Below are 22,147 nucleotides of genomic sequence, written 5' to 3'. Positions count from 1 at the left end.
ATGAACAACACGTCCCTCACCATCAACCCCGGACTTCGCGCGGCATCGCCGACTCCATCCCGTCTGCTGGCCCGCAAGGCGCTGAAACATCGCGGCTTCATGGTCGGCTTCCTGATCCTGCTGTTCGTTGGCCTTACCGCACTTTTCGCGCCGCTGATCGCCCCATACGATCCCTACAAGCAGGATCTGCTGTCGCGGCTTGCTCCGCCGGTGTTCCTGGGCGGCGACTGGAAGCACCTGCTCGGCACCGATGCGCTGGGCCGGGACTACCTGTCGCGGCTGATCTATGGGGCCCGCGTCTCCCTGCTGATCGGCTTTACCGCGGCCCTGATTTCCGCCGTGATCGGCACGACGCTCGGTATTCTCGGCGGCTATTTCGGCGGCAAGGTCGATGCGGTGGTCATGTTCATCGTCTCGGTCCGGCTGGCCTTGCCGGCGACGCTGGTGGCGCTGGCCGTGGTGGCGCTGTTCGGCGGATCGCTGACCGTCGTCGTGTCTGTGCTTGGACTGCTGCTTTGGGACCGTTTCGCGGTCGTGCTACGCAGCGCCACGATGCAGGTGCGGCAGATGGACTATATCGCCGCGGCCGAAGTGCTGGGCGCCAGCCTGCCGCGTATCCTGCTCAAGGATGTGCTGCCGAATGTGATGAATGCACTGATCGTCATCGTCACGCTCGAAATGGCCCACGCCATCATCCTGGAGTCGGCACTGTCCTTCCTCGGGCTTGGCGTGCAGCCGCCCACACCGTCCTGGGGCCTGATGATTTCCGAAGGCAAGGAAATGCTGTTGTTTGAAAGCTGGCTCATCACCATTCCCGGTATCGCTCTGTTCATCCTGGTCTTTTCCATCAACATGCTGGGCGACGGCATTCGCGACGTGACCGCGCCGGAGGGCAGGAACTGATGACCCACGCAGCCACACCCGTCCTGTCGATCCGCAACCTGACGATAGACTTGCCGAAGGGCGGCGACCGCCCGCATGCCGTCAGCAACCTGTCGCTCGATATCCACGAGAAGGAAATCCTCTGCATCGTCGGGGAATCCGGTTCCGGAAAGTCGATCACGTCCTTTGCCGCCATGGGCCTTCTGCCGAAAGTCCTGAAGCCGTCGGCGGGCGAAATCCTCGTTGAAGGCCGCGATGTGCTGAAGCTGTCCAAGGCCGAGCATGCCGGCTTGCGCGGCAGCCGCATGGGCATGATCTTCCAGGAGCCGATGAGCGCGCTCAACCCGTGCTATACGGTCGGCAACCAGATCGAGGAAGTCTTCGAAGCACATGCGCAAATGTCCAGGGCCGAGCGTCGGGCGCGGACATTGGCGCTTCTCAAGGAAGTGCGTCTTCCCGATCCCGAACGCCTCTATTATGCCTATCCGCATCAATTGTCGGGCGGCCAGCGCCAGCGCATCGTCATTGCCATTGCGCTCGCCATGGAGCCGCGCCTGCTGATCGCCGACGAGCCGACGACGGCGCTCGACGTGACGACGCAGGCGCAGATCCTCGATATGTTCAAGGCGCTGAAGGAAAGCCGCAAGGCGGGCATCCTGTTCGTCACCCATGATTTCGACGTGGTGGCGGAACTCGCCGATCGAGTCCTGGTCATGCAGAAGGGCGTGGTCGTGGAGCAGGGCACCGTCGAACAGGTGCTCAACAACCCAAGCCATCCCTATACGCGCATGCTGATCGATGCGGTGCCGAAACGTCATGGCATCAAGGGCAATCCTGATATGTCTGGGCCGATCGCGCTTAGGGTCGCCGGCATCGAAAAGACCTATTCGACGGCCCGGACCATGTTCAAGCCGGCCCGCAAGGTGCATGCCGTCAAGCCGACGGACTTTACCGTTCTGGAAGGCCAGACGCTGGGCATCGTCGGGGAATCCGGCTCCGGCAAGACGACGCTGGTGCGGTGCCTGATGGGGCTTGTGGAGCCTGACGAAGGGTCCGTCTGGATCGGCAGTTCGAGGCTGGATACGACCACGGCCGCCGGCCGCCGCGATTTCAGGAAACATATCCAGATCGTCTTTCAGGATCCTTATGGCTCGCTCAATCCGCGCCGCAAGATTGGCGACCTGCTGGTCGAGGGGCCAGTCAATTTCGGCGTGCCGCGCAGCCAAGCCATGGAAAAGGCCCGAGCACTTCTGAAGATCGTCCGGCTGGAGGAGGATGCGCTCGACCGGTATCCGGCACAGTTTTCCGGCGGCCAGCGTCAGCGCATCTCGATTGCCCGCGCCCTGATGGTCGAGCCGAAAATCCTGATCGCCGACGAGGCCGTGTCGGCGCTCGACGTATCCGTGCAGAAGGACGTGCTGAAGCTGCTCGACGACATTCGCAAGGCCGTTGGCCTGACGGTGATTTTCATCACCCACGATCTGCGTGTGGCAGCCGAGATTTCCGACCATATCCTCGTCATGTCGAAAGGCGAGGTGGTGGAATATGGCACGGTCGACGACGTTTTCGGCAATCCACAACATTCCTATACGCGTCAACTGCTCGCCGCCATGCCCGGCCGCGGCTGGGAGGCGCCAGATATGGCAGCGCTTGGGCCTGCCGACGCAGCGAGGTAGGTGCATTCCATGGACAGAACACAATTGATCGACGCCGCCACCCATTATGTTGATGGTGGAGGGCTGGTCGCAGATCTGGCCGCGCTCGTGGCGCGACGCTCCGTCAGCCAGTCGGAAGGGCGGCGGGAGGATCTCTACGCCTATCTGCAGGAGGACATGCAGCCACGGCTGTCGGCCATGGGCTTTGCAGTCGAGATTTTCGACAATCCTCGCGAGGGCGGCGCTCCGCTGCTGATCGCCAGCCGCATCGAGGAGGAGAGCCTGCCGACGGTTCTGGTCTATGGGCATGGCGATGTCTGCAACGGAGAGGCCCATCGTTGGCGGGAGGGCCTTGAGCCCTTCGCCCTGACCAGAGAAGGCGACAAGCTCTATGGCCGCGGCACGGCCGACAACAAGATCCAGCATCTCATCAACATCAAGGCGCTGGAACTGCTGATCCGCGAACAGGGCCGGCTCGGTTTCAACGCCAGGATCGTTCTCGAAATGGCCGAGGAGACCGGTTCCTTCGGGCTGCGCGAATTCTTCACGGCCAACCGGGAGCGGCTGGCGGCCGATGTGCTGATCGCCTCGGACGGCCCGCGTCTGGCGGTCGACACGCCGACCATGTTCATGGGGTCGCGCGGCGGCATGTCGATCAACCTGTTGGTCGATCTGCGGGACGGCGACCACCATTCCGGCAATTTCGGCGGACTGCTGGCCGATCCCGCCATCATCCTGGCCCAGGCAATCTCGACGATCACCGATGCGCGCGGCCAGATACAAATTCCCGAATGGCGCCCGACCAGCCTGACGCCCGATATCCGCGCCACGCTCAGTGATCTGCCGCCGCGCCGTCACGACGCCGAATGGGGCGAGAGTGACCTGACGCCGAGCGAGCGTGTCTTCGGCTGGAACTCCTTTGCCGTGCTCGCCATGTCGTCCGGCAATATCGATGCGCCGCAAAATGCCATTTCGGGCTCGGCGCGGGCCACCTGCCAGTTGCGCTTCGTCGTCGGCACCGACATCAACGACATCATTCCCGCCCTGCGTCGTCATCTCGATGCCCATGGTTTTCCCATGGTCGAGGTTCGTCCGGGGCGCGGCGAAGCCTTCCGGGCGACCCGTTTTTCACCGGATCATCCCTGGGTGCGTTTTGTCGAAAACTCGCTCACGCGGACGGCGGGAAGGCGGCCGCATGTCTTGCCCAATCTGGCCGGCTCACTGCCCAACGATGCCTTTACCGACATCCTTGGTCTGCCGACGATCTGGATTCCGCACTCCCATGCCGAATGCGGCCAGCACGGCCCCAACGAACATGCGCTGGTGCCGATTGCCCGTGAAGGCATGCAGGTCATGACGGCGCTGTTCCTCGATATCGCCGAGAATGCCAAAAGCCTGAAGCAGATTGCCTGATCGATGGATTTCGTTCTGCTTTTTGTGTTCCTGGCCGCAACGGGCGCCTTGTCCGGCCTGGTCGCTGGCCTGCTCGGGATCGGCGGCGGAGTCGTCCTGGTACCGGCCCTCTATTATGCCTTCGAGTTCCTCGGCTATGAGAGCGACCGCCTGATGCAGGTCTGTGTCGCCACCTCCAGCGGCACCATCATCCTCAACTCGGCACGCTCGGTTCTGATGCATCACCGGCGCGGGGCGGTCGACTGGTCCGTGCTGAAGCGCTGGGGACCGGCGATTTCTCTCGGCGCGCTGGCCGGAGTGGTCGGTGCCGCTTCGCTGCGCTCAGCCAATCTCTCGGTGATCTTCGGGGTGACCGGCCTGCTGCTCGGGCTCTACATGCTGATCAGCCGAACCCATTGGAAACTGTCTGACACCCTGCCGGGCCGGATGCTGGCCAGCATCTACGGTCTGGTCATCGGCTTTTTCTCGGCGATGATGGGCATCGGCGGCGGTTCCTTCGGTGTGCCGGCAATGACGCTCTACGGCATGCCGGTGCAGAAGGCGGTGGCCACGTCCGCGGGCTTCGGGCTGCTGATCTCCGTGCCGTCCTTTGCCGGATTTCTGATTGCCGGCTGGGGGCTTCCCGGTCTCCCACCCTACACGATCGGCTTCGTCGACCTGCCGGCTCTGGTTGTCATCGTCGCCATCTCGATGACCACGGTCTCGCTCGGGGTTCGGCTGGCGCATTACCTTCCAGCCGCAATGCTCAAGCGGATTTTCGCCGTGTTCATCTTACTGATGGCCCTCAATATGCTGATCAAGGGGCTTGGCGCTCTCTCGACGTGAAAAAGGTATCGCCATGAGCAAGACCAATCCTGCCGATCTCGATGCGATGGACGCCCGCCGGCTGATCGGGCTGCGCCGCCTGTCGCCGGTCGAACTGGCCGAGGCCTGTATCGAGCGCGTGACGCAGCTCAATCCTGCGGTCAATGCCGTGGTGGCGCAGGATTTCGACCGGGTCATCGCCGAGGCGCGCCAGGCCGAGCAGAGCGTGATGCGCCATGAGGCGCTCGGTCCGCTGCATGGCCTGCCCTTCGGGGTCAAGGACATGATCGACGTCCAGGGTCTGCCGACCACGTTCGGCTCGGAGATCTTTCGCGACAATATCGCTGTAAAGGACGATGCTATTGTTGCCGCCATGCGCCGGGCCGGCGCCATTCCCCTCGGCAAGACCAACAATCCGGACTGGAGCGCCGGCGGCAATACCCGCAACGCCGTCTATGGTGTTACGGCCAATCCCCATGACACGACGAAAAGCGCAGCCGGCTCGTCGGGCGGTTCGGCAGCCCTTCTGGCGGCCCGCATGGCACCCTTGGCCACCGGTTCGGATACGGGCGGCAGCCTGCGCAACCCGGCTGCTTTCTGCGGTGTCGTCGGCTTCCGCCCGTCGCCCGGTGTTGTTCCCGGCGATACGCGCGCCATGGCGTTGATGCATCTTTCGACCAGCGGGCCGATGGGGCGCAGCGTCGCCGATGTGGCGCTGATGCTGTCGGTCATGGCGCGGCCGGATCGGCTCGACCCCTATACCGTGGTCATAGACGGGCAGACGCCGTGGCAGGCCGATCGCTTCGGCCAGGGCCGGCGCCCGGATCTGGCAACTCTGCGGATCGCGGTGACCGAGGATTTCGGCTTTGCGCCGACATCAAGGGTGATCCGCGAGGCGTTCGGCCGGGTGGTGGCGCGGCTGTCCGACCATCTCGGCAGGGTCGAGCAGACCCATCCCGCTTGCACCGATGCCGATCGCATCTTTTCCGTACTTCGCGGCGTGATGTTTCTCGGCCTGCACCACACGCTGCTGCAAACCCACCCCGACAAGATCGGCCCGAACGTCCGCGCCAATGTCGAGGAGGGTCTAAGCTATGGCCCGCTCGATATCGCCGATGCGCTGGTGAAACAGGGCCGGTTCTATCGCGACTGGCAACGATTTTTCGAAGGCCATGACTACGTCCTTTGCCCGGCCGTGACCATCAGCCCGCGCGACTGGCACGAGCTTTATCCGACCGAGATCGACGGGCAACCGACGAAAAACTACTATCACTGGCTGGCCATGGCCTATGCCTCGACGCTGGCCGGCCATCCGTCGATCACCATCCCCGTCGGCCGGGATGCGTTCGGCATGCCCTTCGGGCTGCAGATCGTCGGCCGCCGGCATGATGACGCCGGCGTGCTGCAGGTGGCGACCGCGATCGAGGAGATCTTTGCGGGCGACCCAGTTCTTGGGGTTCCCATGGTTGATTTGGAGACGCTGAAGACGGCTCCGAGACTGGCCGACTGCGAAGGCTTCATGGGCTTTTAACGATCGTGTGATTCGTGTTTGCGATCGATACGTTCAATTCCCCGGGCTCAGACGAGCAGCTGCCATGTCGAAATTGTAGTCGGCGACCTCAGCGGCCAGGCTTTTGTAGGCTTCGTCCAGAGCATGCCGCCCGCAGGTTCCTTCCTCGGCGACTGCGGCCTGACATGACAGCTCTGCATGCGCCCAATCAATCTCCAACATAGCCCGCCAATGCTGGAAAACGGCATAATCCAGCGGGATCGAGCGGCCTCATTTGCTAGGCCGTAAACTCATAAAATCACCTGGTGTTTTTCTCGTGTCGTGATTCAAGGCTTCCGAATAAGGGAGCCTTCATGACGCGTCGCCGCTACGAACTTACGGACCACGAATGGTCAATCCTTTCGCCACTTCTGCCCAACAAGCCTCGCGGCGTTCCTCGGGTCGATGACCGCAGAGTGCTGAACGGCATCCTTTGGCGGTTCCGGACAGGTTCGCCCTGGGCGGAAATCCCGGAGCGCTACGGGTCACCGACGACCTGCTACAACCGGTTCGTCCGTTGGCGCAAAGCCGGTGTCTGGGACCGGCGTCTTGAGGCGGTTTCTGAGGCTTATGATGGCGATATAGTTATGATCGACCCGACCTTTGTCGGTGTTCACCAGCATGCGGCCACGGGAAAAAGGGGATGGAGATGATGGAGGCATGGGACGTTCCCGTGGCGGGCTCACGAGCAAAATCCACGCGCTCGTTGACGCCGAAGGACGTCCCGTCAACCTCCGCCTGACTGGTGGCCAAGTCGCCGACTGCACAGAGGCCGACACGCTGATGGACGAGCTTGGCGAAGGAGATATCCTGCTGGCTGACAAGGGCTATGACACCAATGCCATTCGGGCCAAGGCTGCCGAGCGAAGAGCCTGGGCCAATATCCCGCCGAAGGCAACCCGCAAGGGCTCTTTTGTCTTCTCGCGCTGGGTTTACCGGCAGCGCAATCTCGTGGAGCGCTTCTTCAACAAGATCAAACAGTTCCGGGGCATCGCAACCCGATACGACAAGCGCCCCGAAAACTATCTCGCCGCTGTGAAGCTCGTCGCCACGAGAATTTGGTGTCAAAGTTTATGAGTCGACTGCCTAGATCAATTGCTTTTCCGTCTCACCATCAATGAAGACGAGACGCGCCGGATCGAGATCGAGCTGGCCGTCGAACCAGTCTCTGCGACGCTTCAGGAGGTCGGGACGCTCCTGCTCCAATGCATGTGCGGTTTCTTTTTGAAAGTCCAGCCGCGCTTGCGCAGCCAGACATCAAGACCGCTGCGGCCAATGGATACGGTTCTTTCTTCAGCCAATCGAAGAACCATTTCGTTGAGCGTGATGTCCTTTGCCTCTTCGAACATGCCGACGATGTAGTCCTCGTGGGCATCGAGACGCGAGCCGCCGCGTCGGCCCTGCTGCACTCCTCACCCCTGCTTATCGAGCGCTGTGAGTGCCTGATCGAGGCCGTTCCATGAGAGGGGGATAGAGATGACGCGACCGGATGCGTCGGTCAAGCGGATGTGGCCATCCTTGCCGGAGCGCAAGGTTTTGATGGCGGCGGCATCCGGCTTGGCGGTGGCAAAGCAGGCCCCGCCCGCACAGCGGTTCCAGCTCATGTCGATTGCGCCTTCTTCGTCAGCGCCCGTCTTGCCATTGCCGGAGATGTGAACCATGCCGGGAATGGCGATGTTGGATGGCAGAACGGCTGTCAGAATGAGTGTCTTGTCGCCGGGGATGCGGCCAAGAGCGATTTGGGCCACCGGCTGGGCCTGACCCTGAACCTGAACCGTTTCGGAAACCTCGCAGCTCGTCACCGGTATTGCTGCGGCCTGTCCGTCTTTTCCTGCCGGAAGATTGACGCAGCGTAAAACCCAGTTGCCATAAGAGGCCGTGGTGACGGCCGGTTCTGCCGGAACTGCGGCGGTTTTGTTATCGGCGGCAAAACCGGAGGCAGGCGCGCCAAGCACCAGGCCAGAAAGCAGGGCAATGTGAAGAAGCGATGAGGAACGGGCAATCAGGGTCATGTTATGGTCCGGTAAGTTGCCGCACCGGTCCGGTTTGGCAAGGCTGTTGAAACAGGCCCACCCGCTGCAAGGCTGTAGCGGGTGGGCAATTCGGGAGCAAGAGTTAGAAGCTGACTAAGAAGCGCACATTGATGCGGTTCTTCGCGCTCATCCCGTTGGCTGCGCCATGGGCATATTCAAGCGTAAGGTTGGCCGCATTTGAACTGGCCTGTTGAGACAGTGCCAGACGCAGACCTGCACCAAAGGAGATCGCGCGTGTAACGGCTGTTTCAACCGAAGTCGGATTTTCCAGTTTGGCCACACCGGCTGCGCCAAAGATATAAGGAGCGGCAACCGCGCCGATATCTTCCTTCGAGGCAAAAGGCGTGAAGATCTGCGGGAAGGACAATTCGGAGCGAACCGCAAAGCCGGCATCGCCCTGAACAGCGCCGCTGTCAAAGGCCGACAACCAGCTCATGCCGCCAAGCCCCATCTGCTCGGACGCGGCCAGCGCATCGCCAAACGAGGTTTGCCCATGTGCGGCAATCAACCATTGCACACGGCCATCGGCAAAGGGCTGAGTATAGTGCAGACTTGCTTCCAGCTTGCTGAATGACGGGCTTGCGCCATCACGCGACATCGGAAGCTCCGACGTTGCCGTACGCGCGCCAAGTGCCTTCATGCCGAAGGAAGCCGTGATATCGCCCGACACATGACCGCCGAAACTGTAGAAATAGTCAGCCGATTGCGTCAGGCGCAGCACGCGCAGACGGTCTTCGCTATAATCCGTCTTCGTGCCCGACATGACGATCTGCTGCTTCTCGTCAGCAATATCGAAGGTGATGATGGACGCCGTGTTGAAATCGCGCGAGCGCACCCAGTTATAGCCGAGCTTTGAAGACAGGCGCTGATAATGGTCAGCCATCGTATAGCCAAGGCTGGAGGTTGGATGCGTGCGGCTGTCCACAGCCTCAAGGCCTGCCCACAATCCGTCCGTACCAATCGGCATGGTCAGGCCTGCAACGATCTGGCGGTTGCGCGGATCGGCGCTGAAGACATCGTCCGAACCAAAGCCCGGATAGCCGTTCAGGCGCAGATAAAATGCCTCGCCAAGACCAAGCAGGTTGTTGAAGTCGAAGCCCGTGCTGGCCACGATTGATCCCATGGAACTGGAAAGCGAATTGTCAACCGAAGAACTGACAGTGACAGCATCATAGCGGCCATCGACAACGATGATCGTCGCACCCGGTTTGGATCCGGCCTTCAACGTGGATTTGAGCATGACGCCGGGTGTGTCGCCTGCAAGCAGCAGACGGCGTTCAAGCTCACGCTTCGTCAGGCCTTTTGAGCCGGCAAGCGGAGCCAGAACCGCTTCCACACGCGTTCTCGCCTTGCCCGAAAGCGCTGATGCATCGATTGCCTCGACATAGCCATCAGTCACGACGAGCTTTAACGGCTGGCCATTCTTCAACGTCTGCGGCGGCAAGGACACGCGCACGAGCAGGTAGCCCGCCCGCACGTAAGCGGCTTCCAGATCGCTTGCCGCTTTAAAGAGATCGGCACCCGTGACCGTCTTGCCAGCAATCGTGCCTTCAACGGCGGCAGTATCAGTCTCCATGCCTGGCAGACTACCGTCGACGACAAGGCCGGACGGCGTGACATGCAGCCGCTCGGCCCCGGCAGGTGCTTCAACGCCGGTCGAGCCGGGAAGCGCAAGCCCGCCCTTGACCGCCTTGATGACGGGCGGCGCATAGGACTTCTCGGTCAGCTGGCTTGCCGTCTGGGCATGAGCCAGTCCGTAAGATGCAGAGATTGCAAGGCCCAGAGTGAGAGCGGAAACGGAGATGTTCAACAATTTACGCATGATCGTTTCCCTCAAACTCAGTTTACGCTGCAGGCGACAGCCGAACCGTCACCAAGCTGGCAGACAGCACCGGAAAGTTCCGGATCTTCCACCGTCATGACCGAACCGGAAGACCCGCTGCCGGAGGACTGGTCTGCGCTACCCTGAGAACCGACGCCATAGCTGACGATCTGCGCCACGCCAGATGTACCGCCAAGACCGGTTGAGCCTGCACCTGAGAAGCCGAACGGGGAAGATGACTGGCCGAACGTGCCTGCAAGAGGTGTCGAGGGAACGATTGTTGTGCCGCCGCCACCGCTGGCTGCGTTCACTGTCAAAATGCCTGCCGCATAGGTCAAGGCATAGTTACCGCCGGCGGCAAGCGTGCCCTGCGTGATCGAATAGGTCCCGACACCGCCAGATGTACCGTCACTGGCCAGCGAACCGGACAGGCTGTCGCCATTGACGAGGCTGCCGGAAGTGAGCCGCCAGGTCAGGTTTGCCGTATCGCCATCAGTGATCGTCACATTATCAGCCGTCACCGTGATCGCCCGCTGACCAACCGTCAGGGTTCCTGCCACATAGGTCACGGCATAGTTGGAGTTCGCCGCAAGCGTGCCCTGCGTGATCGAATAGGTCCCGACATTCGCCGTCGACGACGCGCCTGTGCTTGCCAGAGAACCGGACAGGCGGTCGCCATTGACGAGGCTGCCGGAGGTTACCGAGTAAGTCAGGCTCGCTGTCTCGCCATAAGTGCTCGAAGCAGCGTTAGCCGCAACGGTGATCGCCCGCTGACCAACGGTCAGAGTATTCCCGACATAGGTGATCGCATAGTTGGAGTTGTCCAATGTCCCCTGCGTGATCGAATAATCACCGACATTCGCCGTTGACGACGCGCCTGTGCTTGCCAGCGAACCTGACAGGCTGTCGCCATTGACGAGGCTGCCGGAGGTCACCGAGTAAGTCAGGCTTGCCGTATTGCCATAGGTGCTCGATGCAGCATTGGCCGCCACAGTGATGGCGCGTTGGGCAACTGTCAGATTATTGGTGCCACCGTAATAGATTACCCGGTAGCTGAGGCCATCGGCGCTGGTCGCGGAGGAGACCGAGGTCGTCAGGCTGGAACTATGCGAGCCAGCAGATGTGGTGGAACTGACAGCATATGTTCCGCCCGTCAGCGTCAGGCTATCGCCAGCTCTCCCCCAAACATAAGACGACGGACCGCCATGAGATGTCACCGAGCCGACTGTCGCCGTGCTGTCACCGTAAGTGGAGGAGGCCGCCACATCGCTGACCCAAGCGACCGTCGACATTGCGTAAAGCTCAGGATAATAGCCATCGCTTGGCGGCGCCCAGACTGTCTCGAAGTCCCAGCCAGCGGCGGAAGCCAGCGTGTAGAAATAATCCGTATCCTGGAACTGGGATGTCGTCAGGCCTGTAACGCCTGTCGCACTGCCCACGCCAACACCCGTCGTTCTTCCAGAAGTAACCGTATCCCAGTACAGCGCAGTTAATGTGCCGGCGTTACCCCCTACCAGACCACCGACGTAATCGCCGCTACCGTTCACGCTACCCGTGGCATAGGAATATCGGATCGTTCCGGTGCTAAACCCCATCAACCCGCCGACATAGCTCGTACCGCTCACGCTGCCGGTTGCATAAGAATTGCTGACCGTGCCGCCATCGCCATACCCCACCAGCCCGCCGACATAGCTCGTACCAGTCACGCTGCCGGTCGAATAGGAATTACTGATCCCACCACGATTGCTCCCCATCAGCCCGCCGACACCAGCGCCACCGCTCACACTCGCGGTTGAATTGGAAGTGCTCACCGTACCGGGACCGCCGCCATACCCCACCAGCCCGCCGACGTAATCGCCGCTGCCACTCACGCTGCCGGTCACATAGGCGTTGCTGACCGTGCCGGCATTTATCCCTATCAGCCCGCCGACATAACTCCCCCCGGTAATATCAGCATTCACAAGTCCGATATTGGTGATTGTGCCCTCTGATCCACCAAACAGGCCGACAAAGGTGGCCGATGATGCGCTGATCGTCAGGTTGGAAATCGTGTGGCCGTTGCCGTCAAACGTTCCGGAAAAGGCTGTGAAAAAGTCGCCAACAGACTGCCATCCTGCTGCGCCCCATATGCCGCGGCTTGTGGCGGTGGAAGCGGTGGCGCTGGCGTCGAGGTCGGCCGTCAGCTGGTAGCTGGCCGTCAGATCAGCCCCCATCAGCGCCAGTTGATGCAGGTTGGAAACGGTGATGACACCATTGACCGCAGTTGCGGCTTCCGATCTCAGGATCGGTCGCATATCGCCCGTCTGATACCAGACGGTCGAGAAATCCCAGCCGGAATAATTGGAGGCAACGCGCGCCTGGGCGGATGTCAGGCCGGTAACGCCTGTTGCAGTGCCAAGACCGACACCCGTTGTTGTGCCGGAGCTTTCGGTATCCCAGTAAAGTGCAGTAAATGTGCTGCCGTCAAGCCAAGTATACCCCAACAGCCCGCCAACGCCGGTATTGTTGGCGACGGAGGAGGAGGCGGAGGCCGTTACGGCCCCGGCGGCATAAGAATAGCTGATCGTGCTGACAAAGTCATACCCCACTAACCCGCCAACGTAGGCGCTGGATGGGAAGGAAAATGAGGCGGAGGAGGCGTTCACCGCCCCAGTGGCATAGGAATAGCTGATCGTGCTGTTGTCGCTATACCCTACCAGCCCGCCAGCGAAGGCAGCGGATGAGGAGGACTCTGATAAGGAGGAGGCGTTCACCGCCCCGGTGGCATAAGAATAGCTGACCGTGCCGTTAGCGTTATACCCTATAAGCCCGCCAGCGTAGGAGTAGAATGATGAGGCGGCGGCGTTCACCGCTCCAGTGGCATAAGAATAGCTGACCGTGCCGGAGGTGCTATACCCCAACAGCCCGCCAGCGTAGGAGTAGGATGATGAGGAGGAGGCGGTCACCGCTCCAGTGGCATAGGAATAGCTGATCGTGCCGGAGTTATTATATCCCACCAGCCCGCCGATATAGTTGCCGCTGCCAGTCACGCTGCCAGTCGCATAGGAGTTGCTAATGGCGCCACGATTATGCCCCACCAGCCCGCCGATGGAAAAACCGAGCACGTTGCCTGTCGCATAGGAGTTGCTGATCGTGCCATAACTAGTCCCCACCAGCCCGCCAACGGCACCGCTGCTACTGCCGCCGGTTACGCTGCCGGTCGCATAAGAATAGCTGATCGAGCCGGAGTTGACATTATATCCCACCAGCCCGCCGACATCTCCATCACCCGTTACGCTGCCCGTCGCATAAGAATTGGCGATCGTGCCGGAGCCATAACCGGAGCCATTATCCCCCGCCAGCCCGCCAACATAGGCAACGCCAGTCACGCTGCCGGCTGCATAGGAATTACTGATCGCGCCAGCGTCATTCAACCCCACCAGACCTCCAACATACGTGCTGCCGCCAACGCCAACTGTCGCATAGGAATTGCTGATCGCGCCGCCAGAGCTATTCTGCCCCACCAGCCCGCCGATGTAGGAGTACGTGCCGTTCACACTGCCAGTCGCATAGGAATTACTAATCGTACCCCGATTGGATCCAACCAAAGCGCCAACATAGTACCCCCCGGTAATGTTGACGCTCGCCAGACCGACGTCACGGATGGCGCCACTGGAACCATAGAACAATGCGACACCGTACCCCGAGGACGCGTTGATCGTAAGGTTGGAAATCGTGTTGCCAAGGCCCGCAAACGTGCCGGTGAATGACGAACTGCCGGTTGCAACCAGTGCTGATGTGTAGGTCGTGCCGGACGCATCCAGATCTTCTGCCAATGCGTAGTGTCCAGACAAACCGGTCGTATCGATTGCGTCCAGCTCGCTCATGGAGTGGATCAGCGTATAGGCCTGACCGTTGATGGCAAGCGAGGCGCTTGCGCCGGAAAGCGTGATCGAAGAGCCCGACGCAATGGAATAATCGGACCCGCCATAGGTCAGCACCAGACCGGCGCTTGCGCCTGTCGCCGTGATATTGGCATTCACATAGATATTGTTGGCCGCCGTCAGCGTCAGCGTTGTACCCGCCGACCAGCTGATATCGCTTGCTACCGTGATATTGCCCGTCTGGCTGCCGCCGGAATTGGTGGTGATTTCCACATTGGCGCTGGCAAGAGCGTTCGTCAGCGTGCTGACATTGATCACGCTGTCATTGCCCGTGGCCGTAGTGCCCGAAGAGTTCGACGCCGTGCCACTGGAGATCGTGATGTTATATGGATCAAGCAAAAGCGTGCCATAACCACCGGGACCATAGAGATTGGTATAGCCGGTATAGACAAGTGTTGCCTTGCCCGAGACTTCCGCATCGCCACCTGTGCCCGTGCCAGCACCAACGGCCGAGATCGTGCCGTTATAGGTCGTCAGAAGATCAGACCAGACAACGACATTGCCGCCATTGCCGGCTTGTGTGGCATCCGCACGGATGACCGTATTTGCATCAACGCTCGTGGTCTCCGCCGTCTGCAACCCGTCCGCGCCGTGCCTCAGGCCGCCGATATTGATCGAACCGCCGCCTGTTGCACCCGATGCATCAATTTCCGCACTTGCAAGCTTGATTGTCTTGCCAGTGACCTTGATCTTTCCACCTTTGCCCGTCGATGACTTGGCCGTCACCTTGCCGGAGACCTTGACCGTACCGCCGTCGCCACCGCCAATGACGATCTCGCCATCCGAGCCGGAAACCGAATCCGCTTCGACAACGCCGGACATATTGATCGCCTGACGGGCGGCTGACTTGGCCGTTGCCGCCTTCATCACCACAAGACCGCCGCTTGCCGAGATCGAGCCGGAATTTTCAACAAGCGCGCCATCGCCTTCCGCGCCATCGGCTGTGGGAACTGCCACCTGCAGGAAGCCATCGCCGGAAAGATCAAGCGTTGCCTGTTCGCCCGAACCAAGACCGACCTTGCCCACGGGAACTGCAATCGTGCCGGAATTCTTCACCGTGCCGCCAAGAAGCGCTGCATAGCCGCCGCGACCAATGGTGATCACGCCTTCGTTGGAAACACCGGCGGACGCGCCATCACCCTGAAACTTCAAATTGCCATTGAGGAAGTCTTCATCCGAGATATCCAGCGTGGAAGCGACAAAGCCGCCACCGACCTTCACCGAACCCGTTGAGGTAATCGCAATGCCGTTCGGGTTGATGAGATAAACCTGACCGTTCGCCGTCAGCGAACCGGCAATCGTCGAGGTCGTGGAGCCGGTCACACGATTGAGAATAGCGGAAGAACTGTCCGGCTGGACGAAATTGACCGTATAGCCCTGCCCGATGGAAAAGCCGTTCCAGTTGACAATCGCCTGGTCCGAGCTTTGCGTGACCGTCATCGTGGTGCCGGACGTGGACGCATTCACAGAACCGGCTGCAACCGTCCCACCCGTTGGCAGAACATCACCGGCAAAGGCTGCAAGCGGATTGACCGCCAACGCCGTCGACGCAAGCAGAGCGCCTGCAAGGCGCGCTTTGTGTTTTGCAAAATCGCAAACGTTTTCATGGCAATACATAACAAGCCCCGCCTAAAAAATGCAGACAGTTCCAAAAGCAGGAATATACAAACGGACGAGTGTGGCCGCAAAGTTGAAGTGTCCTGTTTCTGCAAAGTTGGAATGTCACACTCCCCGTCTCTGATTGACGTCTGGGAGATTGCAGATGGGATTGATTGCAATCAGAGACGGGGAGTGTGACATTCCAACTTTGCAGAAACAGGACACTTCAACTTTGCGGCCACATTCATAAATTGCATAATCAGCATTATGGAACTGTCGACTCCATCCGGCCGTATGTCCCGCGACACTATCGATTTTCAGATTTCCTGATAATTTTCTGATGCCGACCCAAGGAAAATCATCCGACAACCGTCTCATTCTCAAAATAGTCCTTTGCGGGTCGGCTTGGGGTGGGTGCGAAATTGGATGCAGAGCTCATAGAACGGGCGCAGCGCGGCGACAGCGAGGCCTTCGGGCAGCTCGTCTCGCGCCACTACGATTTTGTCCACGCAATGGCATGGCGATGGTCGGGCAGTTCCACCGATGCCGACGATATCGCCCAGGAGGTCTGCGTCAAGCTCGGCGCGGCCATCCGGAGCTTTCGCGGCGCCAGCCGGTTCAGGACATGGCTCTATACGCTGACGCTGAACGCAGCCCGCGACCATAGACGCAAGCACACCCGAGAACAGCAGACGGTTCGCGCCTACACCGCCGAACCGCAGCACAATACGGGCGGCGACGACGAGGTCTCGACCGAGCTGTGGGCGGCGGTGCGCGCGCTGCCGGAACGTCAATGCGCGGCGGTGCTGCTCGTCTATGGCGAGGGCCTCAGCCATTCCGCCGCCGCCGATACGCTGGGTTGCTCGGAGGCGACCGTTTCCTGGCACGTCCACGAGGCACGCAAGAGGCTGAAGGCCATGTTCGGCAAGGAAGAGGTATGATCTTGGACAAGGAACTCGAAAAACTCTCCCGCCAGACACCGCCGGCACCCGATCCGGAGGCGCGGGCGCGGGCGCTTGCCGCAGCGATGCAGGCTTTCGACGATGCGGGAAATCATGTCCCGGCAGACCAAGGAAATGCGGGAGGGCGGCGTCAAAGCTCCATCTTCAACTGGATATGGAGTCCTGCCGTGAACAAGAAATTCCTCGCCGGTTCAGCCCTTGCGACGCTGCTCGTCGTTCCCCTCGCCGGTTATCTCACGATCGAGATGAACGGTAACGGCGTGCCGGTCATCGATCAGGAAAAGATCGCAACGGACGAGGAGCGGCCCACCTCCCTTCCATCTGCTGCGGCCGAGGCGACGCGTGGCGACTCTGATGCCATCGCCCTTGCGGGCAAGACGAACGGTCCCGCCGCGGATGTCGGGGAGGTCGAACGCCTGCTACCCAATGCATCGAGCGCCGTATCCCCGAAACCGCAGTCGGCCGCTCGTATGAACGCACCCGCCCTCGCCCCGGTTCCACTCATGGGGGAGAGCGGCGCGTTTCAGCCCGAACAGGATCGCGAGCGGTTCGCCAACGCCGATGATAATCCGATCAGGAGTGTGGCGACGGATCCGGTTTCGACCTTCTCCGCCGATGTCGACAGCGCGTCCTACTCCTTCGTTCGCCGTTCCTTGACCGGGGGGACAATCCCCGATCCCCAGTCGGTTCGCGTCGAGGAGATGATAAACTATTTCCCGTATGACTGGCCGGGCCCTGAAAGCGCCGATGCGCCGTTCAGGGCGACCGTGACGGTGATGCCGACCCCGTGGAACCACGACACGGAACTGATGCACGTGGCGATCAAGGGCTATGACCGCGCGCCGGCGACGACGCCGCGTGCCAACCTGGTGTTCCTGATCGACGTGTCGGGCTCGATGGACGAGCCGGACAAGCTGCCGCTGCTCAAGAGCGCCTTTCGTCTCCTGGTCAACAGGCTGAAGGCCGACGACACGGTTTCGATCGTCGCCTATGCCGGCAATGCCGGAATCGTGCTCGAACCGACACCCGTGGCGGAGAAATCAAAGATCCTCTCGGCAATCGACCGGCTGGAGGCCGGAGGCTCGACCGGGGGCGCCGAGGGGATCGAGGCGGCCTACGATCTCGCCCAGCAAGCCTTCGTCAAGGACGGTGTCAATCGCGTGATGCTGGCGACGGATGGCGATTTCAACGTCGGGCCGTCGAGCGACGAAGACCTGAAGCGCATGGTCGAGGAGGAGCGCAAAGATGGCATCTTCCTGACCGTTCTCGGCTTCGGCCGCGGCAATCTCAACGATTCCCTGATGCAGACGCTTGCTCAGAACGGCAATGGGAGCGCCGCCTATATCGATACCCTGGCGGAGGCACAGAAGACGCTGGTCGAGGAAGCCGGATCGACGTTGTTTCCGATCGCCACGGACGTCAAGTTTCAGGTCGAATTCAACCCGGAGCGAATCGCCGAGTACAGGCTGATCGGCTATGAGACGCGGACCCTCAACCGCGAGGACTTCAACAACGACCGTGTGGACGCCGGCGACATCGGTTCCGGCCACACCGTCACGGCGATCTACGAAATCACGCCCAAGGGAAGTCCCGCGGTCATGAACGACGAGCTGCGTTACGGCGCGAGCAGCACCGTTCCGGCAGAGACATCAGGCGATGCGCATCGCGGGGAGCTTGCCTTCCTCAAGATGCGCTACAAGCGGCCGGGCGAAGAAAAGAGCGTCCTCGTCACCATGCCTGTCGACGACAAGAACACCGTCGCCTCGGTCGACGCCGCGCCGCAGGACGTTCGCTTCTCGGTGGCCGTCGCCGCCTTCGGCCAGAAACTGCGGCACGTCGCCCTCCCCGACTCCTATTCCTACCAGGCGATCGCAGATCTCGCGTCGGCATCGCGTGGCCCGGACCCCTACGGCTACCGGTCGGAATTCATCGGCCTTGTGCATCTGGCCGAGGGCCTCGACCAGCGATGAGAAGCTTCATCAGGATGTGATCGCTTTCCGGCTGCGTCCAAGACACCGCCGACGTCGAACGGACGGAAGATCGGCCAGCGGATCCGTGACCCGGTTACCTCCGGCACGTCTTGGAGATTTTCCTTCAGCAGGATTTCGATGCGTATTCTTTACTGCGAGACGATGGGTTCGCGGTCAGCAGCCGTGGCATCCGCCAAGGTGGTCTACCGGTTGACCAAGTTCTTGGCCGGAGATATCGTTTCGCAATTGCCCGCATGTGGCCCGCGGCATTTGGTGGGCGAATGCGAACGACGAGGGAGTTTTTATGAGCGTAACCGTCAAGGTGGCAGAGGCGAAAGCCCATCTCTCCGAACTGCTGGCGCGCGTCGAAGCGGGCGAAGAGATAATCATTTCCCGCGGCAACGATCCCATTGCCGTCCTTTCCCGTATCCGCAAAGAAGACAACATCGAGTCGGCAATCGTCGAAATCAGAGCGATGCGCGCGCTCGCCAAGCCGGTCACACGCGACGAAATCCGCACATGGCGCGATGAGGGCCGAGCGTAGCTATGGCGTTTGTTCTCGACGCATCGATTGCGGCCAGCTGGTTTCTTCCCGACGAGGAAAGTGAAGCCGCAGAGAGCTTGATCCGAGCGCTCGCCGCCGGACCGGCGCTTGTGCCGTCCCTTTTCTGGTTTGAGATCCGCAACCTGTTTGTCATGGCGGAAAGGCGAGGCCGTTTGAACCCAGGGGCGGCGCTGGCCATGACGCTCAGGCTGCGCGCTTTGCCGCTCACGGACGGAGGCACCGGTAACGACGTATCCATCGTCAATCTGTCGCTTCGACTTGGCCTGTCGGCTTACGATGCAAGCTACGTCGAACTCGCAAGATCAAGTGGAATGCCACTCGCTACGTCCGACCGGAAAATGGCCGCCGTTGCACGCGCCGAGGGCATCAGCATCGTCGGGCCGCTCGAACACGAACGTTAGCAACTGGCCGCAGGTCCATGCCGACTCAACGGTATCCGTCTGGGCGGCGCTCGGCCGCGGTATGGAGCGCGACGCGCTCGAAGCCTCCTTGTGCGTGGACACCAGCGCCGGTGCCCTGCTGTCTATTTGGCCCAGTCGGCCCGAAGCTGCGATTTTGGCCAACTCGAAGAACGGACGGTGAACGAATAGTCAGATGGATTCTGACGGCGCGGGGAGACCTTCCAAGGCGCGATAAACTGTCATCCTGGAAACGTTCAATTCACGAGCAACGGCCGCTTTGGTTGCACCGTCAGCAATCCGTCTGCGAATTTCGGCGTCATCAATGATTTTCTTGCGTCCCTTGTAGATGCCGTCAGCTTTCGCTGCATCGATACCAGCCCGTTGCCTGTCCTTGATGAACTTGAGTTCCATATCGGCCACCATGCCGAGGATCGTTATGACCATTCGCCCCATGCTCCCGGCCGTCGTCACTTCCGGTTCGAGGACGCGGAGCGACGCCCCCTTTTCGTCAAGTTCATGAACGAGATTGAGAACATCGCGGGTAGAGCGGCCGAGCCGACCAAGCCGCAGCACCACCAGCTCGTCACCCGCATGCAGAAACTGCATGATGGTTTCCAATTCGGAACGCCCCCTCCTCGAGGCGCCCGATCCGGTTTCCGAACGGATGATTTCGCAACCGGCAGCCTTCAGCCGCTCGGTTTGAATATCGAGGTCCTGATCTGTGGTGCTGACGCGGGCGTATCCGATGCGGGCCATGGCAAATCTGCCACATTAGGGTGGTTTCGATTTTGTAACGTCACTTTTATCGAAAATCCACCCTTTTGTTACATTCCATATACGTCACATTCGATTGTCACTCATCGGTATACCCAAATGCGTCGCGGGCTGGAATCTTGTCGCAAAAATCCCCTGCGATTCAATGATTTTTGCGAGCGAGTTTTGCGACAAGATTTGCCGAATGATCTCAGTATGGGCATTTTTCGCTGAAAAATCAGGAATTTTGCGACGACCGGCCGTTAAACCTGCCCAATGGCAGTCTCTTGTTCACGGCAAGGCACGTAGTCCGGGCACTGGCGAAAGGAGGATAATCAGGAACTGGATCAAGAATCCTCCTGTTGCCAAGAATAGACATGCTGCAACGCCGAAGTAGCCCGCGACGAGAGCGCCGAGCGCAGCCCCGAGCGGCCTTGCCCCATAGGTGGCGGTCATTATCAGCGCCGAAACTCGACCAAGCATGACGTTTGGCGTAACCGCCTGACGCAGTGTCATCGTCGTGATGCTCCAAAGAACTGGCCCGACGCCGAACACGAAGAAACTGACACATACCAGCCAGAATGAAGGAAACCACAGCGTCAACAACATGAGGAAAGCCCCACAGAATCCTCCAAGCGGCCCCAGAACAATCATGGTTCCAACCGAAAAGCGCCGTGCAAGGACTGGCACGATCATGGCTCCTACAATCATGCCGACACCATCAATTCCCAACGCAATGCCTACCTGGGTTGCACTCATGCCGAGGTTTTGGACGGCGTAGGCAACAAAGATCGCGATCAAAATCACCCACGCGGTATTAAAGAAAATCGCAGTGAACAGGATCGGAAGCAGGAATTTATGATGTGCAACGAATGTCGCTCCCGCCTTCAGGTCTTGTAGCGGGCTGCTGAAGGGGCGCGATGTTACATCGTCTCTTGGAATACTTGCTAAATACAGCGCGGCCAGAATGGAAAGCACGGTTGCAAGCACATAGGCAGTAGAAGCGCCGGTCCAACCGACCAACGCACCGCCAAGAGCGGGGCCGGCGGCAAAAGCGGCGCTGCGCACCAATTCAAGCCAGCGGTTCGCATCGCCAAGTCGTGCGCGGGGTACGATTGAGGGAATAATCGCAGGAGCGGCCACGCTATAACAAACCGTCCCGACGGCCCCGATGAAGCCGAGAACCGCGAGTAGCGTAACATTCAGCAGTCCAAATGCTAAAAGTAGTACGATAACAATAAGGGAAAAGCTGCGCAGGACCTCCGATCCCACCATCAATGTTCTGCGCGAGGCCCGATCAACGGCAAGTCCGGCCGGAATGGACAGCAGCAAAAACGGAAGGGTTTGCGCCATTTGCAGCCAGCCCGTTTCAACCGGCCCCGCCCCAAGTAACAAAACCGCTGCCAATGGAGCCGCTGCCAATGCTATCTGCTCGGAAAACTGTGCGAAGAGATTCGACCAGCCTATGCGTTTGAATGCGGAGGGTAGTGGAGCAGATTGGATGGAATTCAACATCGTTTGTCCTCATGTGCGATACATAAGGACAGATGGCCTGATCTATAGAGTCATAGGCCACCCGTTTCTTGCGACTAGAATTTTCTTTGTCGCAGAAATCCCGATTAAAGTTTGCTTTTCGCGCCTGATTTTTGCGATGCAAAGGCATTGTCGCTTGCACCCGCCAAAATCCATATTCTTCGTTTGTTCGTCAAGTTGGCCATTTTCGCGAGCTTGGGCCGACCGGGCCTATTTCGGTCTCTCCGGCGTTCCACTCGACCAAAGCGAAGTCGCTGAGTTTCGCCAGGTGTCGAAGCCAGCC

Annotated in this window: 15 protein-coding genes and 1 pseudogene; 10 read left to right on the top strand and 6 right to left on the bottom strand. The window is 60.2% G+C overall.

The features are described 5' to 3' along the window. The 6 genes from NHF53_RS17165 (at nucleotide 1) to NHF53_RS17140 (ending at nucleotide 7,380) form a co-directional block, all read left to right on the top strand. Nucleotides 1-903: an ABC transporter permease gene (locus tag NHF53_RS17165; RefSeq protein WP_252835329.1), complete on the top strand. Its 903-nt coding sequence runs from the start codon at nucleotides 1-3 to the stop codon at nucleotides 901-903. Then, nucleotides 903-2,558 (top strand): ABC transporter ATP-binding protein, encoded by a 1,656-nt coding sequence (locus tag NHF53_RS17160; protein ID WP_252835328.1) that lies wholly within the window; start codon nucleotides 903-905, stop codon nucleotides 2,556-2,558. The genes NHF53_RS17165 and NHF53_RS17160 overlap by 1 nt, the downstream gene beginning before the upstream one ends. A 9-nt stretch (nucleotides 2,559-2,567) precedes the next feature. Further along, the gene (locus NHF53_RS17155) at nucleotides 2,568-3,950 is read left to right on the top strand and encodes a M20 family metallopeptidase (protein WP_252835327.1); all 1,383 of its coding nucleotides are present in this window, start codon (nucleotides 2,568-2,570) and stop codon (nucleotides 3,948-3,950) included. A 3-nt stretch (nucleotides 3,951-3,953) separates the two neighbouring features. After that, nucleotides 3,954-4,775 carry a sulfite exporter TauE/SafE family protein gene (locus tag NHF53_RS17150; RefSeq protein ID WP_252835326.1) on the top strand — a complete coding sequence of 274 codons (822 nt, stop codon included), beginning with the start codon at nucleotides 3,954-3,956 and terminating at the stop codon, nucleotides 4,773-4,775. Between the two features lie 13 nt (nucleotides 4,776-4,788). After that, on the top strand, nucleotides 4,789-6,285 hold the full coding sequence (locus NHF53_RS17145; RefSeq protein WP_252835325.1) for an amidase: 1,497 nt from the start codon (nucleotides 4,789-4,791) through the stop codon (nucleotides 6,283-6,285). A 332-nt stretch (nucleotides 6,286-6,617) separates the two neighbouring features. Then, nucleotides 6,618-7,380, top strand: a protein-coding gene (locus NHF53_RS17140; protein WP_252835324.1) for an IS5 family transposase whose coding sequence is annotated in 2 segments (ribosomal slippage) — nucleotides 6,618-6,940 and nucleotides 6,939-7,380 — 765 coding nt in all. Because the reading frame shifts where the segments join, the coding sequence is not laid out codon by codon here. Nucleotides 7,381-7,416: 36 nt separating this feature from the next. Here the strand turns inward: NHF53_RS17140 and NHF53_RS24335 are convergent. The 4 genes and pseudogenes from NHF53_RS24335 to NHF53_RS17120 all read right to left on the bottom strand — a co-directional run. After that, nucleotides 7,417-7,706: pseudogene (locus NHF53_RS24335) on the bottom strand (IS630 family transposase); the annotation flags it as partial. A gap of 9 nt (nucleotides 7,707-7,715) precedes the next feature. Beyond that, complete coding sequence (locus NHF53_RS17130) at nucleotides 7,716-8,315, bottom strand: invasion associated locus B family protein (RefSeq protein ID WP_252835323.1); 600 nt, start codon at nucleotides 8,313-8,315, stop codon at nucleotides 7,716-7,718. A gap of 103 nt (nucleotides 8,316-8,418) precedes the next feature. Then, a complete protein-coding gene (locus NHF53_RS17125) occupies nucleotides 8,419-10,158 on the bottom strand; it encodes a ShlB/FhaC/HecB family hemolysin secretion/activation protein (protein WP_252835322.1) in 1,740 nt (579 codons plus the stop codon). A 17-nt stretch (nucleotides 10,159-10,175) separates the two neighbouring features. Further along, nucleotides 10,176-15,698, bottom strand: a complete 5,523-nt coding sequence (locus NHF53_RS17120) for an S-layer family protein (protein ID WP_252835321.1) — start codon at nucleotides 15,696-15,698, stop codon at nucleotides 10,176-10,178. Nucleotides 15,699-16,102: 404 nt separating this feature from the next. Here NHF53_RS17120 and NHF53_RS17115 point away from each other — a divergent pair, with 404 nt between their 5' ends. The 4 genes from NHF53_RS17115 to NHF53_RS17100 all read left to right on the top strand — a co-directional run bounded on the left by NHF53_RS17115 (nucleotide 16,103) and on the right by NHF53_RS17100 (nucleotide 19,578). After that, the gene (locus NHF53_RS17115) at nucleotides 16,103-16,621 is read left to right on the top strand and encodes an RNA polymerase sigma factor (protein WP_252835320.1); all 519 of its coding nucleotides are present in this window, start codon (nucleotides 16,103-16,105) and stop codon (nucleotides 16,619-16,621) included. After that, nucleotides 16,618-18,612, top strand: coding sequence for a VWA domain-containing protein (locus NHF53_RS17110; protein ID WP_252835319.1), 1,995 nt, complete (start codon nucleotides 16,618-16,620; stop codon nucleotides 18,610-18,612). Before NHF53_RS17115 ends, NHF53_RS17110 begins: the two co-directional genes overlap by 4 nt. 304 nt (nucleotides 18,613-18,916) lie before the next feature. Continuing rightward, nucleotides 18,917-19,156 (top strand): type II toxin-antitoxin system Phd/YefM family antitoxin, encoded by a 240-nt coding sequence (locus tag NHF53_RS17105; RefSeq protein ID WP_252835318.1) that lies wholly within the window; start codon nucleotides 18,917-18,919, stop codon nucleotides 19,154-19,156. Between the two features lie 2 nt (nucleotides 19,157-19,158). Then, on the top strand, nucleotides 19,159-19,578 hold the full coding sequence (locus NHF53_RS17100) for a type II toxin-antitoxin system VapC family toxin (protein WP_252835317.1): 420 nt from the start codon (nucleotides 19,159-19,161) through the stop codon (nucleotides 19,576-19,578). Between the two features lie 189 nt (nucleotides 19,579-19,767). On the opposite strand, the gene NHF53_RS17095 is transcribed toward NHF53_RS17100, so the two are convergent. Together NHF53_RS17095 and NHF53_RS17090 are read right to left on the bottom strand one after the other, a co-directional pair. Continuing rightward, complete coding sequence (locus NHF53_RS17095) at nucleotides 19,768-20,334, bottom strand: recombinase family protein (protein ID WP_252835316.1); 567 nt, start codon at nucleotides 20,332-20,334, stop codon at nucleotides 19,768-19,770. Between the two features lie 288 nt (nucleotides 20,335-20,622). After that, nucleotides 20,623-21,846 carry an MFS transporter gene (locus NHF53_RS17090; protein WP_252835315.1) on the bottom strand — a complete coding sequence of 408 codons (1,224 nt, stop codon included), beginning with the start codon at nucleotides 21,844-21,846 and terminating at the stop codon, nucleotides 20,623-20,625. Between the last annotated feature and the right edge of the window lie 301 nt (nucleotides 21,847-22,147).

Source organism: Ciceribacter sp. RN22 (assembly GCF_024054295.1).
GTDB classification, from domain to species: Bacteria; Pseudomonadota; Alphaproteobacteria; order Rhizobiales; family Rhizobiaceae; genus Allorhizobium; species Allorhizobium lividum.
Note: the sequence above shows the minus strand (reverse complement) of the source record. Positions and strands in the feature narration are given on the sequence as shown.